Origin of the sequence: Shewanella olleyana, from assembly GCF_023283825.1 — a bacterium.
GTDB classification, from domain to species: Bacteria; Pseudomonadota; Gammaproteobacteria; order Enterobacterales; family Shewanellaceae; genus Shewanella; species Shewanella olleyana.
The window spans coordinates 108,216-127,782 of sequence record NZ_JAKILD010000008.1 but is presented as its reverse complement, the minus strand read 5'-3'; the positions used below and the strand labels follow the sequence as shown (position 1 = coordinate 127,782).

18 protein-coding genes are annotated in these 19,567 nt (G+C 42.3%); 13 read left to right on the top strand and 5 right to left on the bottom strand.

Translation table 11 applies throughout. The features are described from left to right. Positions 1-299: 299 nt before the first annotated feature. The 3 genes from L2735_RS07740 to metH form a co-directional block, all read right to left on the bottom strand. Complete coding sequence (locus tag L2735_RS07740) at positions 300-629, bottom strand: GNAT family N-acetyltransferase (protein ID WP_346348129.1); 330 nt, start codon at positions 627-629, stop codon at positions 300-302. Positions 630-750: 121 nt separating this feature from the next. After that, the gene (locus L2735_RS07735) at positions 751-1,449 is read right to left on the bottom strand and encodes a DUF2971 domain-containing protein (protein ID WP_248984148.1); all 699 of its coding nucleotides are present in this window, start codon (positions 1,447-1,449) and stop codon (positions 751-753) included. A gap of 1,084 nt (positions 1,450-2,533) precedes the next feature. Beyond that, the gene (metH, locus tag L2735_RS07730; protein WP_248984147.1) at positions 2,534-6,250 is read right to left on the bottom strand and encodes a methionine synthase; all 3,717 of its coding nucleotides are present in this window, start codon (positions 6,248-6,250) and stop codon (positions 2,534-2,536) included. Between the two features lie 467 nt (positions 6,251-6,717). Here metH and L2735_RS07725 point away from each other — a divergent pair, with 467 nt between their 5' ends. The 13 genes from L2735_RS07725 (at position 6,718) to L2735_RS07665 (ending at position 17,654) form a co-directional block, all read left to right on the top strand. Then, positions 6,718-7,641 carry a histidine phosphatase family protein gene (locus L2735_RS07725; RefSeq protein ID WP_248984146.1) on the top strand — a complete coding sequence of 308 codons (924 nt, stop codon included), beginning with the start codon at positions 6,718-6,720 and terminating at the stop codon, positions 7,639-7,641. Between the two features lie 399 nt (positions 7,642-8,040). Next, the gene (locus L2735_RS07720) at positions 8,041-8,862 is read left to right on the top strand and encodes an ABC transporter ATP-binding protein (RefSeq protein WP_248984145.1); all 822 of its coding nucleotides are present in this window, start codon (positions 8,041-8,043) and stop codon (positions 8,860-8,862) included. Next, positions 8,859-9,995, top strand: coding sequence for a FecCD family ABC transporter permease (locus L2735_RS07715; protein WP_248984144.1), 1,137 nt, complete (start codon positions 8,859-8,861; stop codon positions 9,993-9,995). Before L2735_RS07720 ends, L2735_RS07715 begins: the two co-directional genes overlap by 4 nt. Before the next feature lie 4 nt (positions 9,996-9,999). Next, positions 10,000-11,067: a nicotinate-nucleotide--dimethylbenzimidazole phosphoribosyltransferase gene (cobT, locus tag L2735_RS07710; RefSeq protein ID WP_428848300.1), complete on the top strand. Its 1,068-nt coding sequence runs from the start codon at positions 10,000-10,002 to the stop codon at positions 11,065-11,067. A 72-nt stretch (positions 11,068-11,139) separates the two neighbouring features. Next, positions 11,140-11,916: an adenosylcobinamide-GDP ribazoletransferase gene (locus tag L2735_RS07705; RefSeq protein WP_248984181.1), complete on the top strand. Its 777-nt coding sequence runs from the start codon at positions 11,140-11,142 to the stop codon at positions 11,914-11,916. Then, the gene (gene cobU, locus L2735_RS07700; protein WP_248984142.1) at positions 11,916-12,467 is read left to right on the top strand and encodes a bifunctional adenosylcobinamide kinase/adenosylcobinamide-phosphate guanylyltransferase; all 552 of its coding nucleotides are present in this window, start codon (positions 11,916-11,918) and stop codon (positions 12,465-12,467) included. Before L2735_RS07705 ends, cobU begins: the two co-directional genes overlap by 1 nt. Before the next feature lie 200 nt (positions 12,468-12,667). Beyond that, positions 12,668-14,185 carry a cobyric acid synthase gene (locus tag L2735_RS07695; protein WP_248984180.1) on the top strand — a complete coding sequence of 506 codons (1,518 nt, stop codon included), beginning with the start codon at positions 12,668-12,670 and terminating at the stop codon, positions 14,183-14,185. After that, positions 14,182-14,829: a cob(I)yrinic acid a,c-diamide adenosyltransferase gene (gene cobO, locus L2735_RS07690; protein WP_248984141.1), complete on the top strand. Its 648-nt coding sequence runs from the start codon at positions 14,182-14,184 to the stop codon at positions 14,827-14,829. Before L2735_RS07695 ends, cobO begins: the two co-directional genes overlap by 4 nt. Positions 14,830-15,028: 199 nt before the next feature. Beyond that, positions 15,029-15,166, top strand: coding sequence for a hypothetical protein (locus L2735_RS07685; RefSeq protein ID WP_248984140.1), 138 nt, complete (start codon positions 15,029-15,031; stop codon positions 15,164-15,166). Between the two features lie 59 nt (positions 15,167-15,225). Next, the gene (locus L2735_RS07680) at positions 15,226-15,861 is read left to right on the top strand and encodes a Type 1 glutamine amidotransferase-like domain-containing protein (protein WP_248984139.1); all 636 of its coding nucleotides are present in this window, start codon (positions 15,226-15,228) and stop codon (positions 15,859-15,861) included. A 338-nt stretch (positions 15,862-16,199) separates the two neighbouring features. Then, a complete protein-coding gene (locus tag L2735_RS07675; protein ID WP_248984138.1) occupies positions 16,200-16,598 on the top strand; it encodes a VOC family protein in 399 nt (132 codons plus the stop codon). Next, the gene (ybaK, locus tag L2735_RS07670) at positions 16,595-17,062 is read left to right on the top strand and encodes a Cys-tRNA(Pro) deacylase (protein ID WP_248984137.1); all 468 of its coding nucleotides are present in this window, start codon (positions 16,595-16,597) and stop codon (positions 17,060-17,062) included. The genes L2735_RS07675 and ybaK overlap by 4 nt, the downstream gene beginning before the upstream one ends. Positions 17,063-17,372: 310 nt before the next feature. Continuing rightward, positions 17,373-17,654 carry a hypothetical protein gene (locus L2735_RS07665; RefSeq protein ID WP_248984136.1) on the top strand — a complete coding sequence of 94 codons (282 nt, stop codon included), beginning with the start codon at positions 17,373-17,375 and terminating at the stop codon, positions 17,652-17,654. Between the two features lie 164 nt (positions 17,655-17,818). Here L2735_RS07665 and L2735_RS07660 read toward each other — a convergent pair whose 3' ends face one another. After that, entirely contained in the window at positions 17,819-18,874 is a 1,056-nt protein-coding gene (locus L2735_RS07660; RefSeq protein WP_248984135.1) for a DUF4339 domain-containing protein, read from the bottom strand. An 81-nt stretch (positions 18,875-18,955) separates the two neighbouring features. Continuing rightward, on the bottom strand, positions 18,956-19,375 hold the full coding sequence (locus L2735_RS07655; protein ID WP_102526131.1) for a GYF domain-containing protein: 420 nt from the start codon (positions 19,373-19,375) through the stop codon (positions 18,956-18,958). Between the last annotated feature and the right edge of the window lie 192 nt (positions 19,376-19,567).

Sequence of the window (19,567 nt, the reverse complement as noted above, 5' to 3'; positions counted from 1 at the left end):
CATCTTTTTGTGTCAAATAGGTTCTATTTAAACAATGGACGATAAAACAGAGCCAGCCTCTGATTTTACTGTTTAAGCATCTTGCTGTTCAGCGAGGCAATTATTACATTCGATAACCGCAGTAGAAGCGTAGGTTATTAAATACGAAGTCGTTAAAACACAAGTGGCACAAGATAAGTTCATTATGACTTTGTAATTGACCTTTTAGGAGACTCTGACAGCCATATTAAAGAAACGGTCATCTTCACTTTCAACTACAAACCCATTTCGTTCATATAAGCTGATTGCTGGGCTAACTTTTAATACGCGTAGCTTAAGGTATTAAAGTTTGCACTCAGCGTTTTTCGTTTGGCTTCATTTAATGCCACTTTTCCAAAGCCTTTGTTTTGATGTTTAGCTGAAATTTGGAGATCCCTGAGATAGCAAAAGGTATCTTTATATTCGAGTCTCATAACGCCTATAACTTCATCACCAAGCTTAATATCAAAGTTCTCTAAATCTTTTGTTACTTCAACTATCTTTGAGGTATTCCATTCAGGAGCAATTTTTTGATAATACTGATGCATATTTTCAAAAGTAAATTGTGCTGCTTTTTGAATATTGTCAGTGGGACAAAATATAATATCCATTTAGCCTCCCAATGCCCAATTAAGTTGCAGGCCAATGCAAACTTGAACCTAAAGCAACACACCGATTATACAAAACCACTTGGAACTGAAAATGTCACGTGTTAGCTGTCAGCTAAAATTGTTAGTTTAAATCATTAAAACACAGCGCATATTCGACTTCAGAAACACTAGCCTTCTTAACTTTAACGTGACTAAGCTCAGGATTATCTGCAATAATTCTTAGTATGGCTTCAGTTAACGAAGCCTTTGCATTAACACCAATGATTACTTCTTCAATTAAGTCTTCTGGAAATTTAAACAAATGAACGGGAGGGGCAATTGCATCTATAATCGTATCTGCGTCAGGCAGAACTGCACACATACGCCACTCTTGTTCATACTCCCAAACTTCTGATTTTAATAAGAGCATATCTGTTCCATTCATATCAACCATCATCTTTGATGGTCTATGAGGTAGATATTTTACCTTTCTCAAATGGTAAAACTCGTCCTTTTCAGAACGTTTTCTCTTAAAGAATGAATGATTAGAATTGAAGCCTATGCAGTAACCACTGTGCGATTCAGCATAGTGAGACCACATAAGCAAATTGTCCTCCTTTTCAGTTAAGCTCAAGACACCAATTAGTTCATTTGATTTTTCGGTTAAAACAGTTGAAGCATGCTCTTTTGCTTTATCCATAACAGCATTAAATTCTTCATTCTTGCTCTGAACGAATAGCTCTAAAAGTTCTTGAAATTTAGACTTGGGAATTTGATTTCGTATATGTTCTGGATATTTAGATAACTCAGATTCGACCATACTTTCTAAGTTTTCTTCCATATAAGCGTCTATGTACGTGTCAGGTGTTAAACCACTAATCACTGGTTTAAACTCGAACGGATCATTGAACGCATTGGGTGGAGAAAAACGAATGGATCTATTTTTCAAGACATCTATACGATCAGGATGTAGGTATTTATATAGTTTCAATACTCACCTTTGATTTATAACAAAGTTATTGATTAATAAGCACTCTACCAGACTCCTGTTTGATAAACGAGCATCGGAATTGGGAAAGTGAGCATAAGTGATAGGTTAGCTATTTCGTTTCCAAACTTTGTTTGGATTAAGGTCAACGTCGTGGCGCTTCGCCCACACCAGACGAAAGGGAAACAACAGCATTTCCCTTTTCGATATCCCTTGCCGCCCCTACGAAATTGCTCTGAAAAGCGAGCAAGCTTCATGCTTATTCGAAAATAGCTAACGCTTTAGAAAGGCCATCCATGGCCAACTAAAGCTAGTCTGACGTCCTGTCAGTCTTTCGCTATTTTCTTCAACACATTTCAGCAATTTCAATGGGGTTCGTTGTGTCCGTAGATTCATTTGTTTTTACCCAATTTAAAAGTGTTCTTCTAGACATTGAATGTTCAATTTGAATTGAGGTAAGCAAGAAAATTGCATGAATCTGGCCATGGGTGGCCAGCTAGCTTTCGAGAGTAGTTGTTGGGTCAGTGTATACTAATTCAAAGACCGCCGCAGTCCCCAACAATTCCCCATTCCAAGTTGCTGAAATACGTAGATGAAAATACCGTGTAGCTATCATGGTTTTCTCTAATGATAGGGCTGTTTACACGTATATTACTCACAAATAAGCTCCAATCGAAGAGATAGAATCTCAGGTGTAAGCACGGCTGTGACCGTCCATGACATGGACGTCATGGCCGAGCTTTCAGGGATGAACTTGCAGCGTGTCACAGTCGTGCTTGCACGAAGGCCTGCGGCAGGCAATGGGTTACAATGAACCTAGAGTTTTAGATTAATTAATCAATACCTTAACTGGTAAAGTTTAGACGTAAAAAATGCGGCCTAGTGGGCACATTTTTAATTCAAACGAAGTTTGAAAAACTACAGAGTAACCTTATGATTACTCTGGGTCATAGTCCAACACCGGTGCTAACCAACGCTCGGTTTCTTCAAGGCTCATGCCTTTACGCTTAGCATAATCTTCGACCTGATCTTTACCTACATTAGTTACGCCAAAGTAGCGTGATTTCGGATGAGCAAAGTACCAGCCTGATACCGCTGCGGTTGGGAACATCGCATAGCTTTCTGTGATGTTTAAGCCGATGGTTTCATCTGGCTTGAGCAAGTCCCACAATAAGCCTTTTTCAGTGTGATCAGGGCACGCTGGGTAACCAGGAGCTGGGCGAATGCCTTTGTATTTTTCACGAATAAGCGCTTCGTTATCTAATACTTCATCAGCGGCATAACCCCAAAACTCTTTACGTACTCGTTCATGCATTCGCTCAGCAAATGCTTCAGCTAAACGGTCTGCAAGACACTTAAGCATAATGGCGTTGTAGTCATCATGGTTAGCTTCAAAACGTTCGACATGTTCATCAATCCCGTGACCTGCTGTGACCGCAAACCCGCCCATATAATCGGCGACTCCTGAGTTTTTAGGCGCAACAAAATCTGATAAACAGAAGTTGTCATTACCCACACGCTCTAGTTGCATACGTAAGTGATGCGTAGTCATTTCCACTTCGGTGCGTGATTCATCAGTATAAATTTCGATATCATCATGGTTTACAGTATTCGCTGGAAATAATCCCATCACTGCTTTGGCTGTGAGCCATTTTTCACTGATGATCGTTTCAAGCATCGCTTTACCGTCAGCGTAGAGTTTACGGGCTTCTTCACCGACCACTTTGTCTTCTAAAATGTCTGGGAAGCGACCATGTAATTCCCAGCTTCTGAAAAACGGTGTCCAGTCGATGCGATCGACTAAGTCTTCTAACGGGTAATCATCAAAGACTTGGCGACCTAATACATTAGGCGTGAATGGCGTATGATTTTGCCACTCATGCTGACAGCGGTTTTCGCGTGCCGCTTCAATAGGCACGATGGTTTTACGTTTGGTCTGCGATAAACGTTTTTCACGCATCACATCGTATTCGGCATAAGCTTCATCGATAGTGGCTTGGCGGGTGTCGTTATTAATTAACTTCGACACCATAGGCACTGCGCGTGAGGCATCAGCAATATAGATCGCACCATGTGGATAATGCGGCGCAATTTTCACAGCCGTGTGAATTTTTGAACAAGTCGCGCCGCCAATAATGGCTGGAATGGTTAAACCTTCACGGTGGAAGGTTTTCACGTTATGCACCATCTCATCAAGGCTTGGAGTAATAAGCCCTGACATGCCGATAATATCGATATTGTGCTCTTTTACGGCATCAAGGATTTTATCAACGGCGACCATTACGCCTAAATCGACCACTTCATAACCGTTACAGGCGAGTACCACACCAACAATGTTTTTGCCGATATCATGGACATCGCCTTTTACGGTGACCATCAAAATGCGGCCATTTGATTGGCCTTCGACTTTTTCAGCTTCAATATAAGGGTTGAGATAAGCGACGGCTTTTTTCATCACGCGGGCAGATTTCACCACTTGTGGCAGGAACATTTTACCTGCGCCAAATAGGTCGCCAACCACGTTCATGCCATCCATTAATGGCCCTTCAATCACATCTAAAGGTCGGCTGGCTTGCTGTCTTGCTTCTTCGGTATCGTCATCAATAAATTCTGTAATGCCTTTTACCAATGCATGAGACAGACGCTCGTTTACTGGTAGACTTCGCCATGCTAAATCTTCTTTTTTAGCGGCTTGTTTGCCGTCACCGCGGAATTTTTCTGCCACATCAAGTAGCTGCTCGGTGTTGGTTGAATCAGCAACTGGGCATGGCAGGTTTTGCACCACGTTCTCAACTTTTTCTTTAAGTTCTGGGTCGATGTCATCATAAATCGCTAGCTGACCCGCATTAACAATCCCCATGTCCATACCTGCTTGAATCGCATGATATAAAAACACCGCATGAATCGCTTCACGTACAGGGTTATTGCCTCGGAATGAGAACGATACGTTAGACACACCACCTGAAATCATTGCATAAGGTAGGGTGGCTTTAATGTCTTTAATGGACTCAATAAAGTCGACTGCATAGTTATCGTGCTCTTCAATACCCGTGGCGATAGCAAAGATATTCGGGTCGAAAATAATGTCTTCTGGCGGGAAGCCGACGACATCAACCAACACGCGATAGGCGCGGGTACATATTTCGGTTTTACGGGCGCGGGTGTCGGCTTGGCCATCTTCATCAAAGGCCATCACAATGGCTGCAGCGCCATAGCGTTTAACTAAAGTCGCTTGTTTAATAAAGGCTTCTTCGCCTTCTTTCATCGAAATAGAGTTAACGATGGACTTGCCTTGAACACACTTAAGGCCAGCTTCAATCACATCCCATTTTGATGAGTCAATCATGATAGGTACACGTGAGATATCAGGCTCTGAGGCGATTAAGTTCAAGAACTTTTTCATCGACTCAGCGCCATCGAGCATGCCTTCATCCATGTTGACGTCGATGATTTGGGCGCCGTTTTCAACTTGCTCGCGCACCACATCTAACGCTTCTTCAAATTTCTCTTCTTTGATTAAACGCAGGAACTTAGCTGAACCTGTCACATTAGCGCGTTCGCCGACGTTAACAAACAACGAGTCGCCATCAATGGTTAATGGCTCTAACCCTGAAAGGCGACAAGCCACTGGAATATCAGGTATTTGACGAGGCTGGTGATTAATTACCGACTCACGAATGGTATTGATATGATCTGGCGTACTACCACAGCAGCCACCAACGATATTAAGCATGCCTTCGCGTGCCCACTCGCTAATAACGTCGGCCATTTCTGCTGGGGTTTCATCGTAACCGCCAAACTCGTTTGGCAGACCTGCGTTAGGGTGGGCAGAGACAAAACATTCAGATATACGTGATAACTCTTCAACGTATGGGCGCAGTTCTTTCGGGCCTAACGCGCAGTTAAGACCGATTGAAAGCGGTTTGATATGACGCAGTGAGTTGTAAAAACCTTCGGTTGTTTGTCCGGTAAGGGTTCGGCCTGATGCATCGGTAATGGTGCCTGAAATCATCACGGGTAGGCGATCGCCCAAGTCATCAAAGACTTTTTCGATGGCAAATAAAGCGGCTTTAGCGTTAAGGGTATCAAAGATGGTTTCTACCATGATGATATCTGCGCCGCCTTCGATTAGCGCAGTTGTTGATTCAACATAGGCATCAACGAGTTCATCAAAGCTGACATTACGAAAACTTGGGTCATTTACATCTGGGCTAATTGAACAAGTACGGTTGGTTGGGCCCAAAACACCGGCAACATAACGTGGACTGCCAGTTTGCGCGGCCACTTCATCAGCCGCTTCACGGGCAACACGGGCACCTTCAAGGTTGATTTCTGTAGATAACGACTGCATGTCGTAATCTGCCATGGCAATCGTGGTGGCGTTAAAGGTATTGGTTTCGATAATGTCGGCGCCAGACAACATGTACTTGGTATGAATGTCTTTAATGATTTGGCGTTGGCTCAGTACCAACATGTCGTTGTTACCTTTTACGTCGCAATGCCAATCTTTAAAACGCTCACCGCGGTAATCGGCTTCTTCCAATTTATAGTCTTGGATCATTGTGCCCATGGCACCATCAAGAATTACAATGCGCTCTTTAAGCGTATTTGTAAGTTGTTCAAGAACCTGACTGTAGGAAGTCGACTTCGTCATATCGGAATACCTTTATTGCTATATTAGTTGGTGCTATAGGCCAATTGATTGGGCGATGAAGCAGTGCGATTGATTAAAAATAGCATACCTTTATTTAGCTTATAAAAGGCGGCTAGTGTTAAAAAGTCCCCGCTGAAATACTCGTCCCAATCATTATCTTTAATCCCATCTTCAATATGGATGAGACTTTTGTTTGGACATTTAAACGTATAGACGTCCATAATACGTTTAAATGGTTTGTAAGAGCAAGCGCATTACTGAACTAAGCAGGCCAGATTGTTAAATTCACTGTCTTTGAAATCTCTATAATCAGTGATTGTAATTGCCGTTTATGGTTAGCAATTGAATGACTTGAATAAAGTGACTATCTGCAAATACCTGCAATTTCGGAACGGAATAGAATAAGCAAAATATCTTTAGACAGAAAAGTAACCATTAATAATCGTTTATAAAGGTGAAAGGATTAAATGAAACAAGCCAAATTGATATTACTACGCCATGGCCAATGCGAAGGCGGCAATATTTTACGGGGAAAAACCGATGTTTCATTAACGCCACTTGGCTTGGCGAACATGCAGGCAAGTGTTAAAAAGCTTGGATTGAATAATCTAGCGAACTCCCTGTTGATTTTTAGCTCGCCTTTAATTCGATGTAGCCTATTTGCTGAGGCGTTTGCCGCAGATATCAATCAAGCTCGTTTGTTCTCTGAGAGTATTGATAATAAAACTCAGGTTGCAGCTTCAGCTAACTCTTCACTTAATCAGGAACAGGAACAGATGCAAGAACAGAAGCAGGCTAAGAATCTGCTGCTACAAGCTAACCTGCTACCTCAGTTAAAAGAAGTGGATTTTGGTGATTGGGACGGACAAAGCTTTGATGCTTTATACCAAGCCCATCCGCAAGCGTTAGATCAATACTGGGATAATCCATGGGACAATACGCCGCCTAATGGCGAGCCTATGCCTGACTTTGAAGCGAGAGTGACACAAGGGCTTGCCTTGATCACAGCTATGTTGCACAAGCAACTTGAGTCTAGCAAAGCTCTAAGTGGGCAAGATAGTAAACAAGAAAGCGGACAAGACAGTGGACAAGGCAGTGGAGAAGAGAGTACAGCCACTGCATTAGTGGTGACTCACGGCGGGGTCATCAGGCATATTATCGGTCAAGTGCTCGTGCTTGAACGCTGCAAAGGCCTGTATGCGCAATTAGCCATTGATTATGCTGCCAGTGTGACTATCGATGTTTATTGGCCTGAAAGTCAGGCTAATACCGATGGCGACAATTCGGTTTCAGATAAAGCAGGTTCACCAGAAGCAGCTATGGTTGACGAAAATAAACAAGCACATTCTGCTGCGATAAAGCCTGTATACCGATTGAATTGGCCAAGCTAAAAGATATTACTGAAAAGCTCATAAACTCAGCCAGATATATCGTACAATAGTGCGATAAGATTGTTAGCCTGTGTTCAGGTTATTTATAAAACAAAATAGCGTTAATTTGTTGCTAAAGTTTATCTGTATTAACTGGCATCAAATGAATAGGGAATCATGGTTCTCATAAGGCAACTTATGATGATTAGCATGAACTGTACCCGCAACTGTAATGTGAAAATACACTTTGCTTAAACTGTGTAGTATTTTCATAAAGTCAGATACCTAGCGCCATTTTCCTTGCTGTTATCAGCGTTATACAACCTGTGCGGGTGACTCAGGCGGAGTGTGAATGTTATTAAATTTTACGTGTGCGTTATTGCACAGAGCGGCAGTTTTAATAGCTAAGGCTATTAAAATATGAGCTTAAATCCTGCTTCAGCGTTAAACGTTGAACAACTCAGCTGGTCTGTGGATCAAACCCAGATCCTTTCGCGAGTCAGTTTTGCCCTATCAAAAGGTGAAATGCTCGGACTTATTGGTCCAAATGGGGCTGGTAAATCTAGTCTGTTACGTTGCTTGTACCGCTATATCACCCCAGACCAAGGCCAAATTAAAATTTTTGGGCAAAACATCAGTGGTTTGAGCCAAAAGCTGTTAGCGACCAAAGTTGCCGTAGTGCAACAAGAAACCCCTCATTATTTCGAAATGACCACAGAGCAAATCGCTTCAATGGGGTTAACCCCTCATAAGGGCTTATTTGAAACCGACTCCCAAGCTGATAAGCAACATGTTGCAGAAGCACTTGAGAAAGTGGGTTTGCAACATAAGGCGCAGCAGCAATATGAGCAGTTATCAGGCGGTGAAAAACAACGGGCGTTAATTGCCCGCGCCATTGTGCAAAAGCCGCAGTTGTTGATCCTCGATGAGCCCACTAACCATTTAGATATTCGCTATCAAATACAAATATTAGAACTGGTTAGACAATTAGGGATCAGCGTGATCGCATCTATTCATGATTTGAACCTTGCCAGTGCTGTGTGCGATCGCTTGTTGTTATTGGATGAAGGGAAATGTATTGCTCAAGGGTTACCTGATGAAGTGCTAACTGAAGCCATCATTGGTGATGTATTTGACGTTTGTTGTCAGATTTCGAAGCATCCCCAACATGGTAAACCTTTGATTACCTACTTTTACGGTTATCAAACAGGCCAGCCACATGGTGGAGAGCATGACTCATGAGTTTAGCTGCAACATCATTTAAGTATAAAGCCTTACTGTTTGCGACCGCATTACTGACGTTAGTCACCCCGATTGCAGCAGCGAGTTTCGGGGCTGCCAATATTAGTTTTGAGCAAGTTATCACTCTATTTAGCTCATCTATTTTTGGCGCTGATCCCTCTGGTTTAGAGCCCTTTGGTTCAAGTAATACTAGTGCGATAACTCAGCGAATCGTGTTCGAACTTCGCTTGCCGCGCATCATATTGGCGTTTATTGCCGGTGCTGGTTTAGCGTTAGCAGGGAGCGTGTTGCAAACTGTCACGCGAAATCCATTAGCCGATCCCTATTTATTTGGTATAAGTTCAGGAGCCTCTTTTGGGGCGGTATTAGTATTGAGCTTTTTTGGTAGCCAAGGATTGGTGCAGCAATGGCTATCGGAGTCAGGTAGTCATTTAGCTGATGCTTTATTGCGTTCGGGCTGGTTTAGTCATGATGCTTGGTGGTCTTGGTCATCCCTTAGCTTACCAATTGGCGCGTTTATTGGCGCTTGTTTTTCCGTGTTATTGGTATTGTCTTTATCGGGTTTTGGCCGCGCAAGCCAAGTGGAAAGAATGCTGTTATCGGGTGTGGCTACCTCGTTTATGTTTGGTGCACTCACCAGTTTAGTCTTGTATTTTTCTAGCCCGCAAGCCGCGGCTTCTGTGCTGTTTTGGAGTTTGGGCAGCTTTGCTAAAGCAAGTTGGGAAGGACTGGTTATACCTGCAGTTGTTGTGTGCAGTAGTATATTGATTATCTTAGCTTTTAAACGTCAAGTTATAGCGATACAAGCTGGGGATGAAACCGCGCATTCTCTTGGTGTTAACGTGGCTAAATTGCGCTTGTATATGCTGTTATTGTGCTCGTTAATTACGGCGGTATTGGTCGCAAGCTGTGGCGGGATTGGTTTTGTTGGCTTAATGATCCCTCATACCGTTCGGCTACTATTTCCTGGTCAGCAGCCCATTTTAATCACCGCGCTAGTGGGTGGGCTATTTATGATTTGGATAGACGTACTTGCCCGCTGTTTACTGGCTAATCAAGAGTTACCAGTTGGGATCATTACTGCTGCTATTGGTAGTGTGTTCTTCTTATTTGTTTTACGCCATCGTCGATAAGACGCTGTTTTGGAGTATAAAAATGTTTGCAGTAGATCCGGTTAACCATTATATCGATGAGCAGATCCAACATAAAATAAACCAAAAAACTAAGCCTTTGGGCGCCCTAGGCCTATTAGAAACCTTGGCAAAGCAAATTGCTCAAGTGCAGTTTGCCAAACAATTTAATGGTAGACACAAATTGTCGATTAAAGAGCCTGCAATGTTAGTGTTTGCAGGGGATCATGGTATTGCGGCCCACGGGGTGTCTATTGCCCCAAGTGAAGTGACTAAACAAATGGTGGCAAACTTTGCCACCGGCGGCGCAGCAATTAATGTTTTTTGCCGTCAAATGGGCTTAAACCTTGAAGTGATTGACTGCGGTATGCTTACCCCAAGTGATCATCCAAGTGTGACAAACCATCGACTCGGCGCAGGCACCCAAGCCATTCATCAAAAGCCTGCAATGAGCTTATTGTCAGTAAAAGACGGCTTTAGCTATGCCCATGAAGTGGTGCAGCGCCATTATGACTCAGGTTGTAATTTAATTGCCTTAGGTGAAATGGGCATTGGCAATACGTCATCAGCGGCAGCGGTAATGGCAGCCTTATTAAAGCTTGAGGTCAAAGACTGTGTTGGCCGCGGAACTGGCATTAACGATGAAGCTTTTGCATTAAAAACTGAATTATTAACCGTGGCGATGAACTTACATCGCAATAAACTTAACGACCCAGTAAATATTTTGGCGTGTTTGGGGGGCTTTGAGATTGTACAAATGACTGGCGCTATTTTAGCGGCTGCCGAGAAAAGAATGCTGGTGGTAATTGACGGTTTTATCGCGACAGCGGCAGCATTAGCTGCGGTAGCACTGCACCCTGACGCCCGAGGTTATTTGATTTTTGCCCATCAATCAGATGAGCAAGGCCATGTAAAAATGCTTGAAGCCTTGGATGCAAAACCTATTTTATCTTTAGGGTTAAGACTTGGCGAAGGCACTGGCGCAGCACTGGCGTTACCGATTATTCAATCAGCGGTTAACTTTTACAATGACATGGCCAGTTTTGAAAATGCTGGTGTGAGCAATGTGGTCTAGGCCGCTATTAACATAAACTCTATCAAGGATTAGAGAATGTCTCAGGGTTCAGATACTGGCTCATATTTCAATATGGGCTGGCTTAGGAAACAACTAAACTTACTGCTCATCGCAATGAGTTTTTTTACTCGAATTCCTATCCCTGCATGGGTTGAGTTTGATAGCGATAAGCTCAATAAAGCCAGCCGTTACTTTGGTGTAGTCGGACTCATTGTTGGCGTGTTGAGTGCAGCGGTATTTGGGCTCAGTCAGTTTATATTGCCAAACAGTGTCGCGGTGATCTTAGCGATAATTGCTAGCGTATTAATTACAGGTGGTTTTCATGAAGACGGCTTAGCTGATACCGCAGATGGTTTTGGTGGTGGCTGGAAAGTGGCTGACAAATTAAAGATCATGAAAGACTCCCGCATTGGCACTTATGGCACCTTGGCAGTGGGTTTAACCTTACTGCTTAAGTGGCAACTATTGGTTGAAATTGCACTTTATAGTCCATTAAAAGCGGCAATTGCGCTGATTGTGGCACATTCTTTAAGTCGGGTTGTTGCCGCTAGCATGATTTTCTCTGAGCAATATGTCACTGAAGATGACGGCAGTAAATCTAAGCCGTTAGCACAGCACCAACACATTAATGATTTATTGATTTTATGCCTCAGTGGATTTGTCGTTTTAGCTTGTTTAAATGGCCTTGTAGCATTTGTGTTGTTGCTGGCATTAGTTGCGGTTCGACAACTATTGATTTGGGGATTCAATCGTCAAATTGGTGGATACACAGGCGATACCTTAGGGGCAGCACAACAAATTAGTGAACTGATGTGTTACTGCATCATTTTAACCATAGGATTGAATTAATGATCCATCTTGTTTTAGGCGGCGCGCGTTCAGGAAAAAGCCGATATGGAGAGTCACTTGCTCAGCAATATGCCGAGCAAGGTGGTACTTGTGTTTATATCGCCACCGCAACCGCCTTAGATGACGAGATGCAGCAACGTATCGCAAGACACAAACAAGACCGTGCAGATGCAAATGTGGATTGGACATTGATCGAAACTCCTTTAGCACTGGCGTCCGCTTTAGTTGAGCAAAGCGGTGAAGATACGGTGATTTTGGTCGATTGCTTAACCTTATATTTAAGCAATCATTTGATCGCGAGCGAAGAAACCCACCGTAATGGCGTTGATGATTTATGGCAGCAACAGAAAAAAGCCTTACTTGCATGCTTACCCAAGCTTAAAGGCAAAATCATTTTTATCAGTAACGAAGTGGGCTCAGGTATTGTGCCTTTAGGTGAGCTCACTCGCCGTTTTGCCGATGAAGCAGGTTGGCTTAATCAAGCCATTGCAGCTAAAGCAGATAAGGTGAGTTTAGTGGTCGCAGGCATTCCGTTATCGTTAAAAGGTTAATCTTTTACTCATCATTTGAACACTTCATTATTTCACTGATATAGATACAGAATTTCACTGATAAAGATACAGCAACATTTTAAGGACGATTGGCATTAATGAGCAATCAAGATAGATCTGATGATATTAATAGTGAGCTTGACTCTGTGCTGGCATTTGCAGAGCAACATCATTATCAAGCAGGTAAAGCCAAAACCTTGATGGTTCAGGGTACGACATCAGATGCAGGTAAAAGCACCTTAGTGGCTGGCTTATGCCGAGTTTTTGCAAGGCAAGGTAACAAGGTCGCCCCTTTTAAACCGCAAAATATGGCACTTAACAGTGCGGTGACTATCGACGGCGGCGAAATTGGTCGAGCGCAAGCATTGCAAGCAGTGGCCTGTAAGCTAGAGCCTCATACAGACTTTAACCCAGTGTTACTCAAACCAAGCTCTGATACAGGGTCGCAAATCATCATTCATGGCAAAGCGTTAACCTCACTTGAGGCACAAGCGTTTTTCGGGCCAGAAAGCCGTAACTATAAGTCTGTGGCAATGAACGCGGTGCTGCAGTCGTTTGAACGGCTAACTTCTCAGTATGAAATGGTGGTGGTTGAAGGAGCAGGGAGCCCTGCAGAAATTAATCTACGTGAAGGTGATATTGCCAATATGGGCTTTGCTGAAGCGGTAGATTGCCCAGTGATTATTATTGCCGACATTGATAAAGGTGGCGTATTTGCTCATTTGGTCGGCACGTTAGCTCTACTCAGTGTATCTGAGCAAAACCGCGTAAAAGGCTTTGTGATTAATCGTTTTCGCGGTGATATCAGCCTATTACAGTCAGGTATTGATTGGCTTGAAAGCTACACTAACAAGCCAGTTATAGGCGTTTTACCTTACCTGCATGATTTACACCTTGATGCTGAAGATGCGCTGGTGGATAACCCGCAAACTGCTAATCATAGTCTCAGCGAGAAACTTAAAGTGTTAGTACTGGTGTTTCCGCGGATCAGTAATCACACTGACTTTGACCCACTTCGTCTTAATCCTAATGTCGAATTTAATTATGTCAGTATGCAAACCCAATCTGGCAGTTCAGATTTCCCTATAGCCGACCTGATCATTTTACCAGGCAGTAAAAATGTCCGCGCCGATTTGGCGTTTATGCGTGAGCAAGGCTGGGATATCGAGGTCAATCGTCACCTTAGGTATGGTGGTAAAGTGATTGGCGTTTGCGGCGGATATCAAATGCTAGGTACTGAAATTAATGACCCCAATGGTATCGAAGACGTTGCTGGTAGCAGCAAAGGTTTAGGCCTGATTGAAATGACAACCGAGCTGACCGAGCACAAAACCTTGCAGCAAGTACAAGGACAGTTAACGCTGAATGAGCAACAAGCGACAGTTAACGGTTATGAGATTCATTGTGGTCAAAGTCGGCATTTACAAAAGCAAACACAAGGCCAGCCGTTATCTTTGTCTTTTGTTTTTCAGAATAATAAACCGACACACGAGAGTTTCGATGAAGGTTGCTTAACAGCCGACAATCAAATTCTGGGAACCTATGTCCACGGACTTTTCGACAGCCCTAATGCTTGTCAGTTGATATTAACCTGGGCAGGGTTAGAGCATGCTCAAACCGTGGATATCAATCAAATTAGAGAGCAGCAACTTGAACGATTAGCAGATGTGCTAGAAGCGCATCTAGATATGGAAAAACTAACAGGAAGTCTCGCATGACACAGTCAGAATCAGTGAATGGTACATCGTTGAATGATACATCAGTGAATGATACAAAAGCCGAGCGTCATAAAGCGCGCCAACAAAAAGTAAAAGAAGGCGTTGATGCAAAAATTGCCGCAGCCACTAAAGAGAAAGGCATTTTGTTGGTACTGACGGGTAACGGCAAAGGCAAATCCACTTCTGGTTTTGGCGCAGTAACACGCTGTGCAGGCCATGGACAAAAAGCCGCTGTAGTGCAGTTTATTAAAGGCGGCTGGGAGTGCGGTGAACGTAATTTACTTGAGAAAGTCGGCGTTGAATTCTTTGTTATGGGCACAGGTTTTACCTGGGAAACTCAAGACAGAGAAAAGGATGTCGCCGCTGCTGAATCTGCTTGGGAAGATGCTGAAAAGCTGCTTAAAGACGAGTCGATTAATTTAGTGCTATTGGATGAGCTTACTTATATGGTGACCTATAAGTACATCGAGTTAGAACGTGTTTTAGAGGCCCTTAAAAACCGTCCACCAATGCAACATGTGATCATCACCGGCCGAGCTTGTCATCGCGAAATCATCGAAATGGCAGATACGGTTAGCGAAGTACAACCGATAAAGCACGCTTTTAATGACGGCGTTAAAGCACAAATTGGATTTGATTATTGATTTGGTTTTTGTGTTTAGTGCCTAGGTTTAGTGCCTAGGTTTAGTGCATAGATTTAGCGCATAGCGTTAACTAACTTTTATCTGATATCTAGTAAAGAAGTACACTTCATCGAGTCAGCGATTTTAACGCTGACTCATTTTTGCCCCGAAATAGGTTTGTAAAATCACACGCTGTGTTCAGTTCTGCTAGTCCACTACAATGTTTCAGCAGCAAGAACCTGCACACATGAAGGTGATGGCTGAAATGTCGATCTTGAAGCAGCAACCCGGGGCGATGCAATCTTATATGGATGAAAAGCGTAAACAGTTTGATGCATTGCCTGACGATGAGCATTAGCTGTAAAGTAAGGGCTATTGATTGCGAACGATAGCTAAAGATAAGGACATCAAGTTTCAATGAACCTCGTGTTACTAAGTAATACCACTTCTGTAGCCTCCATAGACGCCATTTCTCTGCTAATTGAGAATTTATCTGCTGACATTTTGAAGCAGCCTGCGGTGTATATTGCCTCTGAGCCTGATCCACAAAGACAATATTTTGAGCCGATTAAGCAAATGTATCAAGCACTTGGATTTGAACAAGTGGAGTATATGGAGCTTGAGCAAGGGTTTGATGCTAATTCTAATCGATTGCTTAAACAAAGCGGCATGGTGCATTTATCGGGTGGCGATACTTATCGGTTTTTATATTGGCTTAAACAACGCGGAATAGATAAAACGCTGCGGTGTCTTGCTGATGAAGGTAAGCCCATTGTGGGTGTCAGTGCTGGAGCGATGATCATGACGCCTAGCATCGACTCTGCTGTCTTGTGTGGTGATCAAAACCAAGTTGGTTTAGCTGATACGGTTGGATTGAATTTGGTTAGCTTTTTAGTGGTGCCTCATGTGAGCTTCCCATTAAAAAATGAAGCTAAACTTAAGATGTTTCAACAGCAAAGCCAGTATGAGTTATTGCTATTAAGTGATGCGGATGCGGTAACAGTGTTAGGTAATAAGCAGCGAATATTCGGCAGCCCGCAATTGCTAAAATAACCCTCTATTTTGTAATAAAACCATCAGTTAACGCTATATTAAAGAAGAAAAACGGGGCTGATTAGCTGTACTGTTATGTATTCAGTTAATTAAGGCGACAGCTTGATTTAGCTTTAGAACTTAGTATTAAAATTTAGGTTTAGAGTTTAGAGTTTAGAGTTTAGAGTTTAGAGTTTAGAGCTTGAAATTAGAATTTAGGTTTAGAACCTAAAGTTAGAACTCATGCTAGAACGTTAGCGTATACTCGAAAGCAGCTTGGGCTTTACTGTTGCTAAACACTTCAATACCCTGTTTTATATTGTGCCTTTCAAACATCATGACAGCATTAAGGGATTTTTATGGCTAAGTTGGATCGCTTCGATCATATTCATATTTATGTGAAAAATAGAAGAGCGGCTGAGATCTGGTACCAACAGGTGTTGGGGTTCACTGCAGTTGAATCATTAGCTTTTTGGGCTGTGGGCAATGGACCATTAGTACTGAGTCATCAAGAGCTGCATTTAGCTTTATTTGAGTCGCAAGTTGAAAAGCGAACCACTGTCGCTTTTGGTGTTGATGGTGATAACTTCTTTTTGTGGCAGCAAAAACTCGCAGCGAATGAAGTCGCTTTTACGGTAAGTGATCATGAGGTCACCTGGTCAATCTATTTTAGCGATCCCGATGGAAACCCGTTTGAAATAACCAGTCTTGATTATGAAGCTATTAACGTAAAAATGAATCAAAAGGTCTTGTCATGACGCCAGCAATAAACCTAGCTAAACAGCGTCAAATTGCTCATGAAGTACTTGCTTATGAGCATGATGCAAGTGCTGACTCATATGGTGAGGAGGCCGTTTCTAAGCTTGGTTTACCGCCCGCAGAGGTGTTTAAAACCTTGGTTGTGATGGCTGATAATAAAGAGCTGGTTGTCGCTGTGATCCCTGTAAGTAAAAAGCTTAATCTTAAGCTTATGGCAAAAGCAGTCGCAGCTAAAAAATCTGCTATGGCAGATAAAGTATTAGTTGAGAAAACGACCGGTTATGTCTTAGGTGGAGTCAGCCCGCTAGGGCAAAAAAAGCCCTTACGTACTGTCATTGATAGTTCTGCCAAAGTATTGACCACAATGTATGTGAGTGCGGGGAAGAGAGGGCTTGATATCGGTTTATCGCCCAGCGACCTTTGCACGCTGACGAAAGCCAGCTTTGCTGACATTGCAGTGTAATGGCTTATACTTTCTAGCTTGGTAAATATCGTTTTTTATCTTTTACTATGGCTATCTCATTGTTGCTAAACCCGATAAGATGCTATCAGCCTCATCGATTATGAATGGTGTTTAAGATTGGTGATTAAGATTGGTGTTTAAGAGTAATGCGTTATTTAGGGTCTAGCACCTAGGTTATTACGCTCAGTTACTAACGCTCAGTTACTTGCACCTAGTTACTTGCACCTAGTTACTTACACCTAGTTACTTATACTTAGTTCTTGCACCAAATAGTGTAAACCATATTAAAGCTGTATCTCAGGAATGAAAAATGAATCTAGATAAGTCAAAGAAGAGAATTGCTAAAAAAGTGAAAGCTGGTTTTAAAGGTTACCCGCTAATTAATATTATTTACCAAGGCTCAACAGCTGATATTGCAGAAGAAGTCGTGGTTGAATTTGTATTGGAAGAGGGGGGAGAAGCTCAGCAGCAAAAATTTAAAAGCACAGCGGATGCCCGCACTGATGAGGTGATTCAAACAACCTTGATTAAAGTGATCGATAGAGCAGATGCTAAAACTGTGACTGAGTCAGAGTCGGTGGTGGTTCTTTAACTGCCCCAATGATAGAAAGGCATAAAAAAAGGCTTATCGAAAGATAAGCCTTTTTATTTAATCTATACATCAGTTTGAGCTATCAAACACAGATTTCTGCACGAGTACGATTATTACAACGTCTTAAGACGCTACTATGAAGAGATTATTAAGAGGCCCGTTTCTTAAGAAGCAATGTAATGAGTGCGTCTTCTACGACGTCTCATACGACCTTCTTTTTCCTCTTCAGTTTCTTCTGCTGTTCCATCATTTGCTGAATCAGCAGACTTTTCAGTGTTAGCTGAATTTTTCGCTTCGGTACTCGCCGCCAGTTGATCTAAATCATCCGGCGTTTCGGACTTTTTTTCATTTCTCTTGGTGTCCCCCTTGAAGACTGACTTGATGATGCTAGTAACACCTGTTAGGCCTGCATCAGCTTGTTTGTCTTCAGAGATATCTTCAGAGAACTCGATTTTATCAATTTTGGGCTTTGGTTTATTCGGCGCTACAGCGATTGGGTCAAGACTCTTAGTCGCGCTTACTGTTTTAGTTGCTGTAAGCTCAGCGGCTGCATTTGCAGCGTTGTCTTCTTCAGCAGACTTAAGCATGCTTTCTGCAAGCGCTTTTTGGATCTGATTACTGATTTCAGAAACATTATCAGGTGAGATGTTGTCATTATCTGCTTTAACAGGCGTTGGCGCCGCGACTGAAGCAACGATTGGTGCGCTAATGCTGTTAGTGTTTTCAGCATTTTGCTTTGCAACACGTTGATTGAAATCTGCGGTGACTTCATTCACTTCGGTTTTGGCAATCGATAACGCGGAAATTAATTCATCAAAAGAGCCTTTGAATGAATTGTATTTGTTCTCAAAAGAATTAATGTTTGATTTTACTTCATCTGTTAAATTTATCGTTAGCTTTTTGTATGTGTTTATTTCTTGTTCGAATTCAACCAGCACACCTTTAGTTGATAGTACGCTTTCTTCCATGCTAGCGACTTTAACTTGTAGTACTTTCTCTTTCGCCGCAAACTCTTCAATAAGCGCTTGAGGGATAAGTGCTGGTGATACCATCGCTGGTACAATGTGGGCAAATTCTTTAATGCAACTTACCGGCTTCCATTGTGTGAATGAAGGATGCCAACCGTAACAGTCACCATCTTTCAAGAGAAATTCTTTTGCTTCAACTTCGTTTAACGGCCCTGTTACTTGACCATTTTTGGAAAAATACCATTTTTTCATAGTCGTATTCTTTTTATTTAGTTAACAACAATTGTTATATGCTACTCAGATAATTGAGTTTTTAAGTCGGGTAAAACTTAATTAACCTACACCTGAAAGTGTTTTCTGCAGTGCAGCATATTGTTCATTAACGCTACGAAGCGTCGCTTCTACTTTTTCATTCAATTCTTTAGTCGTTACTTTATAACGGCTAGAGTCACGTCCAATATCAGACATTGAAGAATTTATCGTTTTAAGTGTGTTATCAATTCGACCAAGAGCAGAATTAAGTTCACGCTCTTTAGCAGTAAAACGTTCGATTAACTGCTGTGGGATCTCCGCAGGAGGCGGTGGCGGAGATACGATAATATCAAATTCTTCCACATGGCTTACTGGTACCCATTGTGCGTAAGAAGGGTGCCAAGCATAAACATCGGGATTTGATGCAATAAATTTATTGGAATCAGCTAAGCCTAAAGGTCCACTGATTTCACCATTATTTGAGAAATACCACTCTTTCATAGTCCACTCTTATCCTTAATAGTGTAGTAAGCTAATGTTTTTATGAATACAATCAACAGCTTTAGGTGATTTCAAAAATACAACGAAGGAAAACGTCAGCTCGCAGGGTTATTGTTTAAAAAACCGTATATCGTACGAACTGGTTACATTAACTCATAATGATTAACATATCTACTTGGGAATAGTTAATTT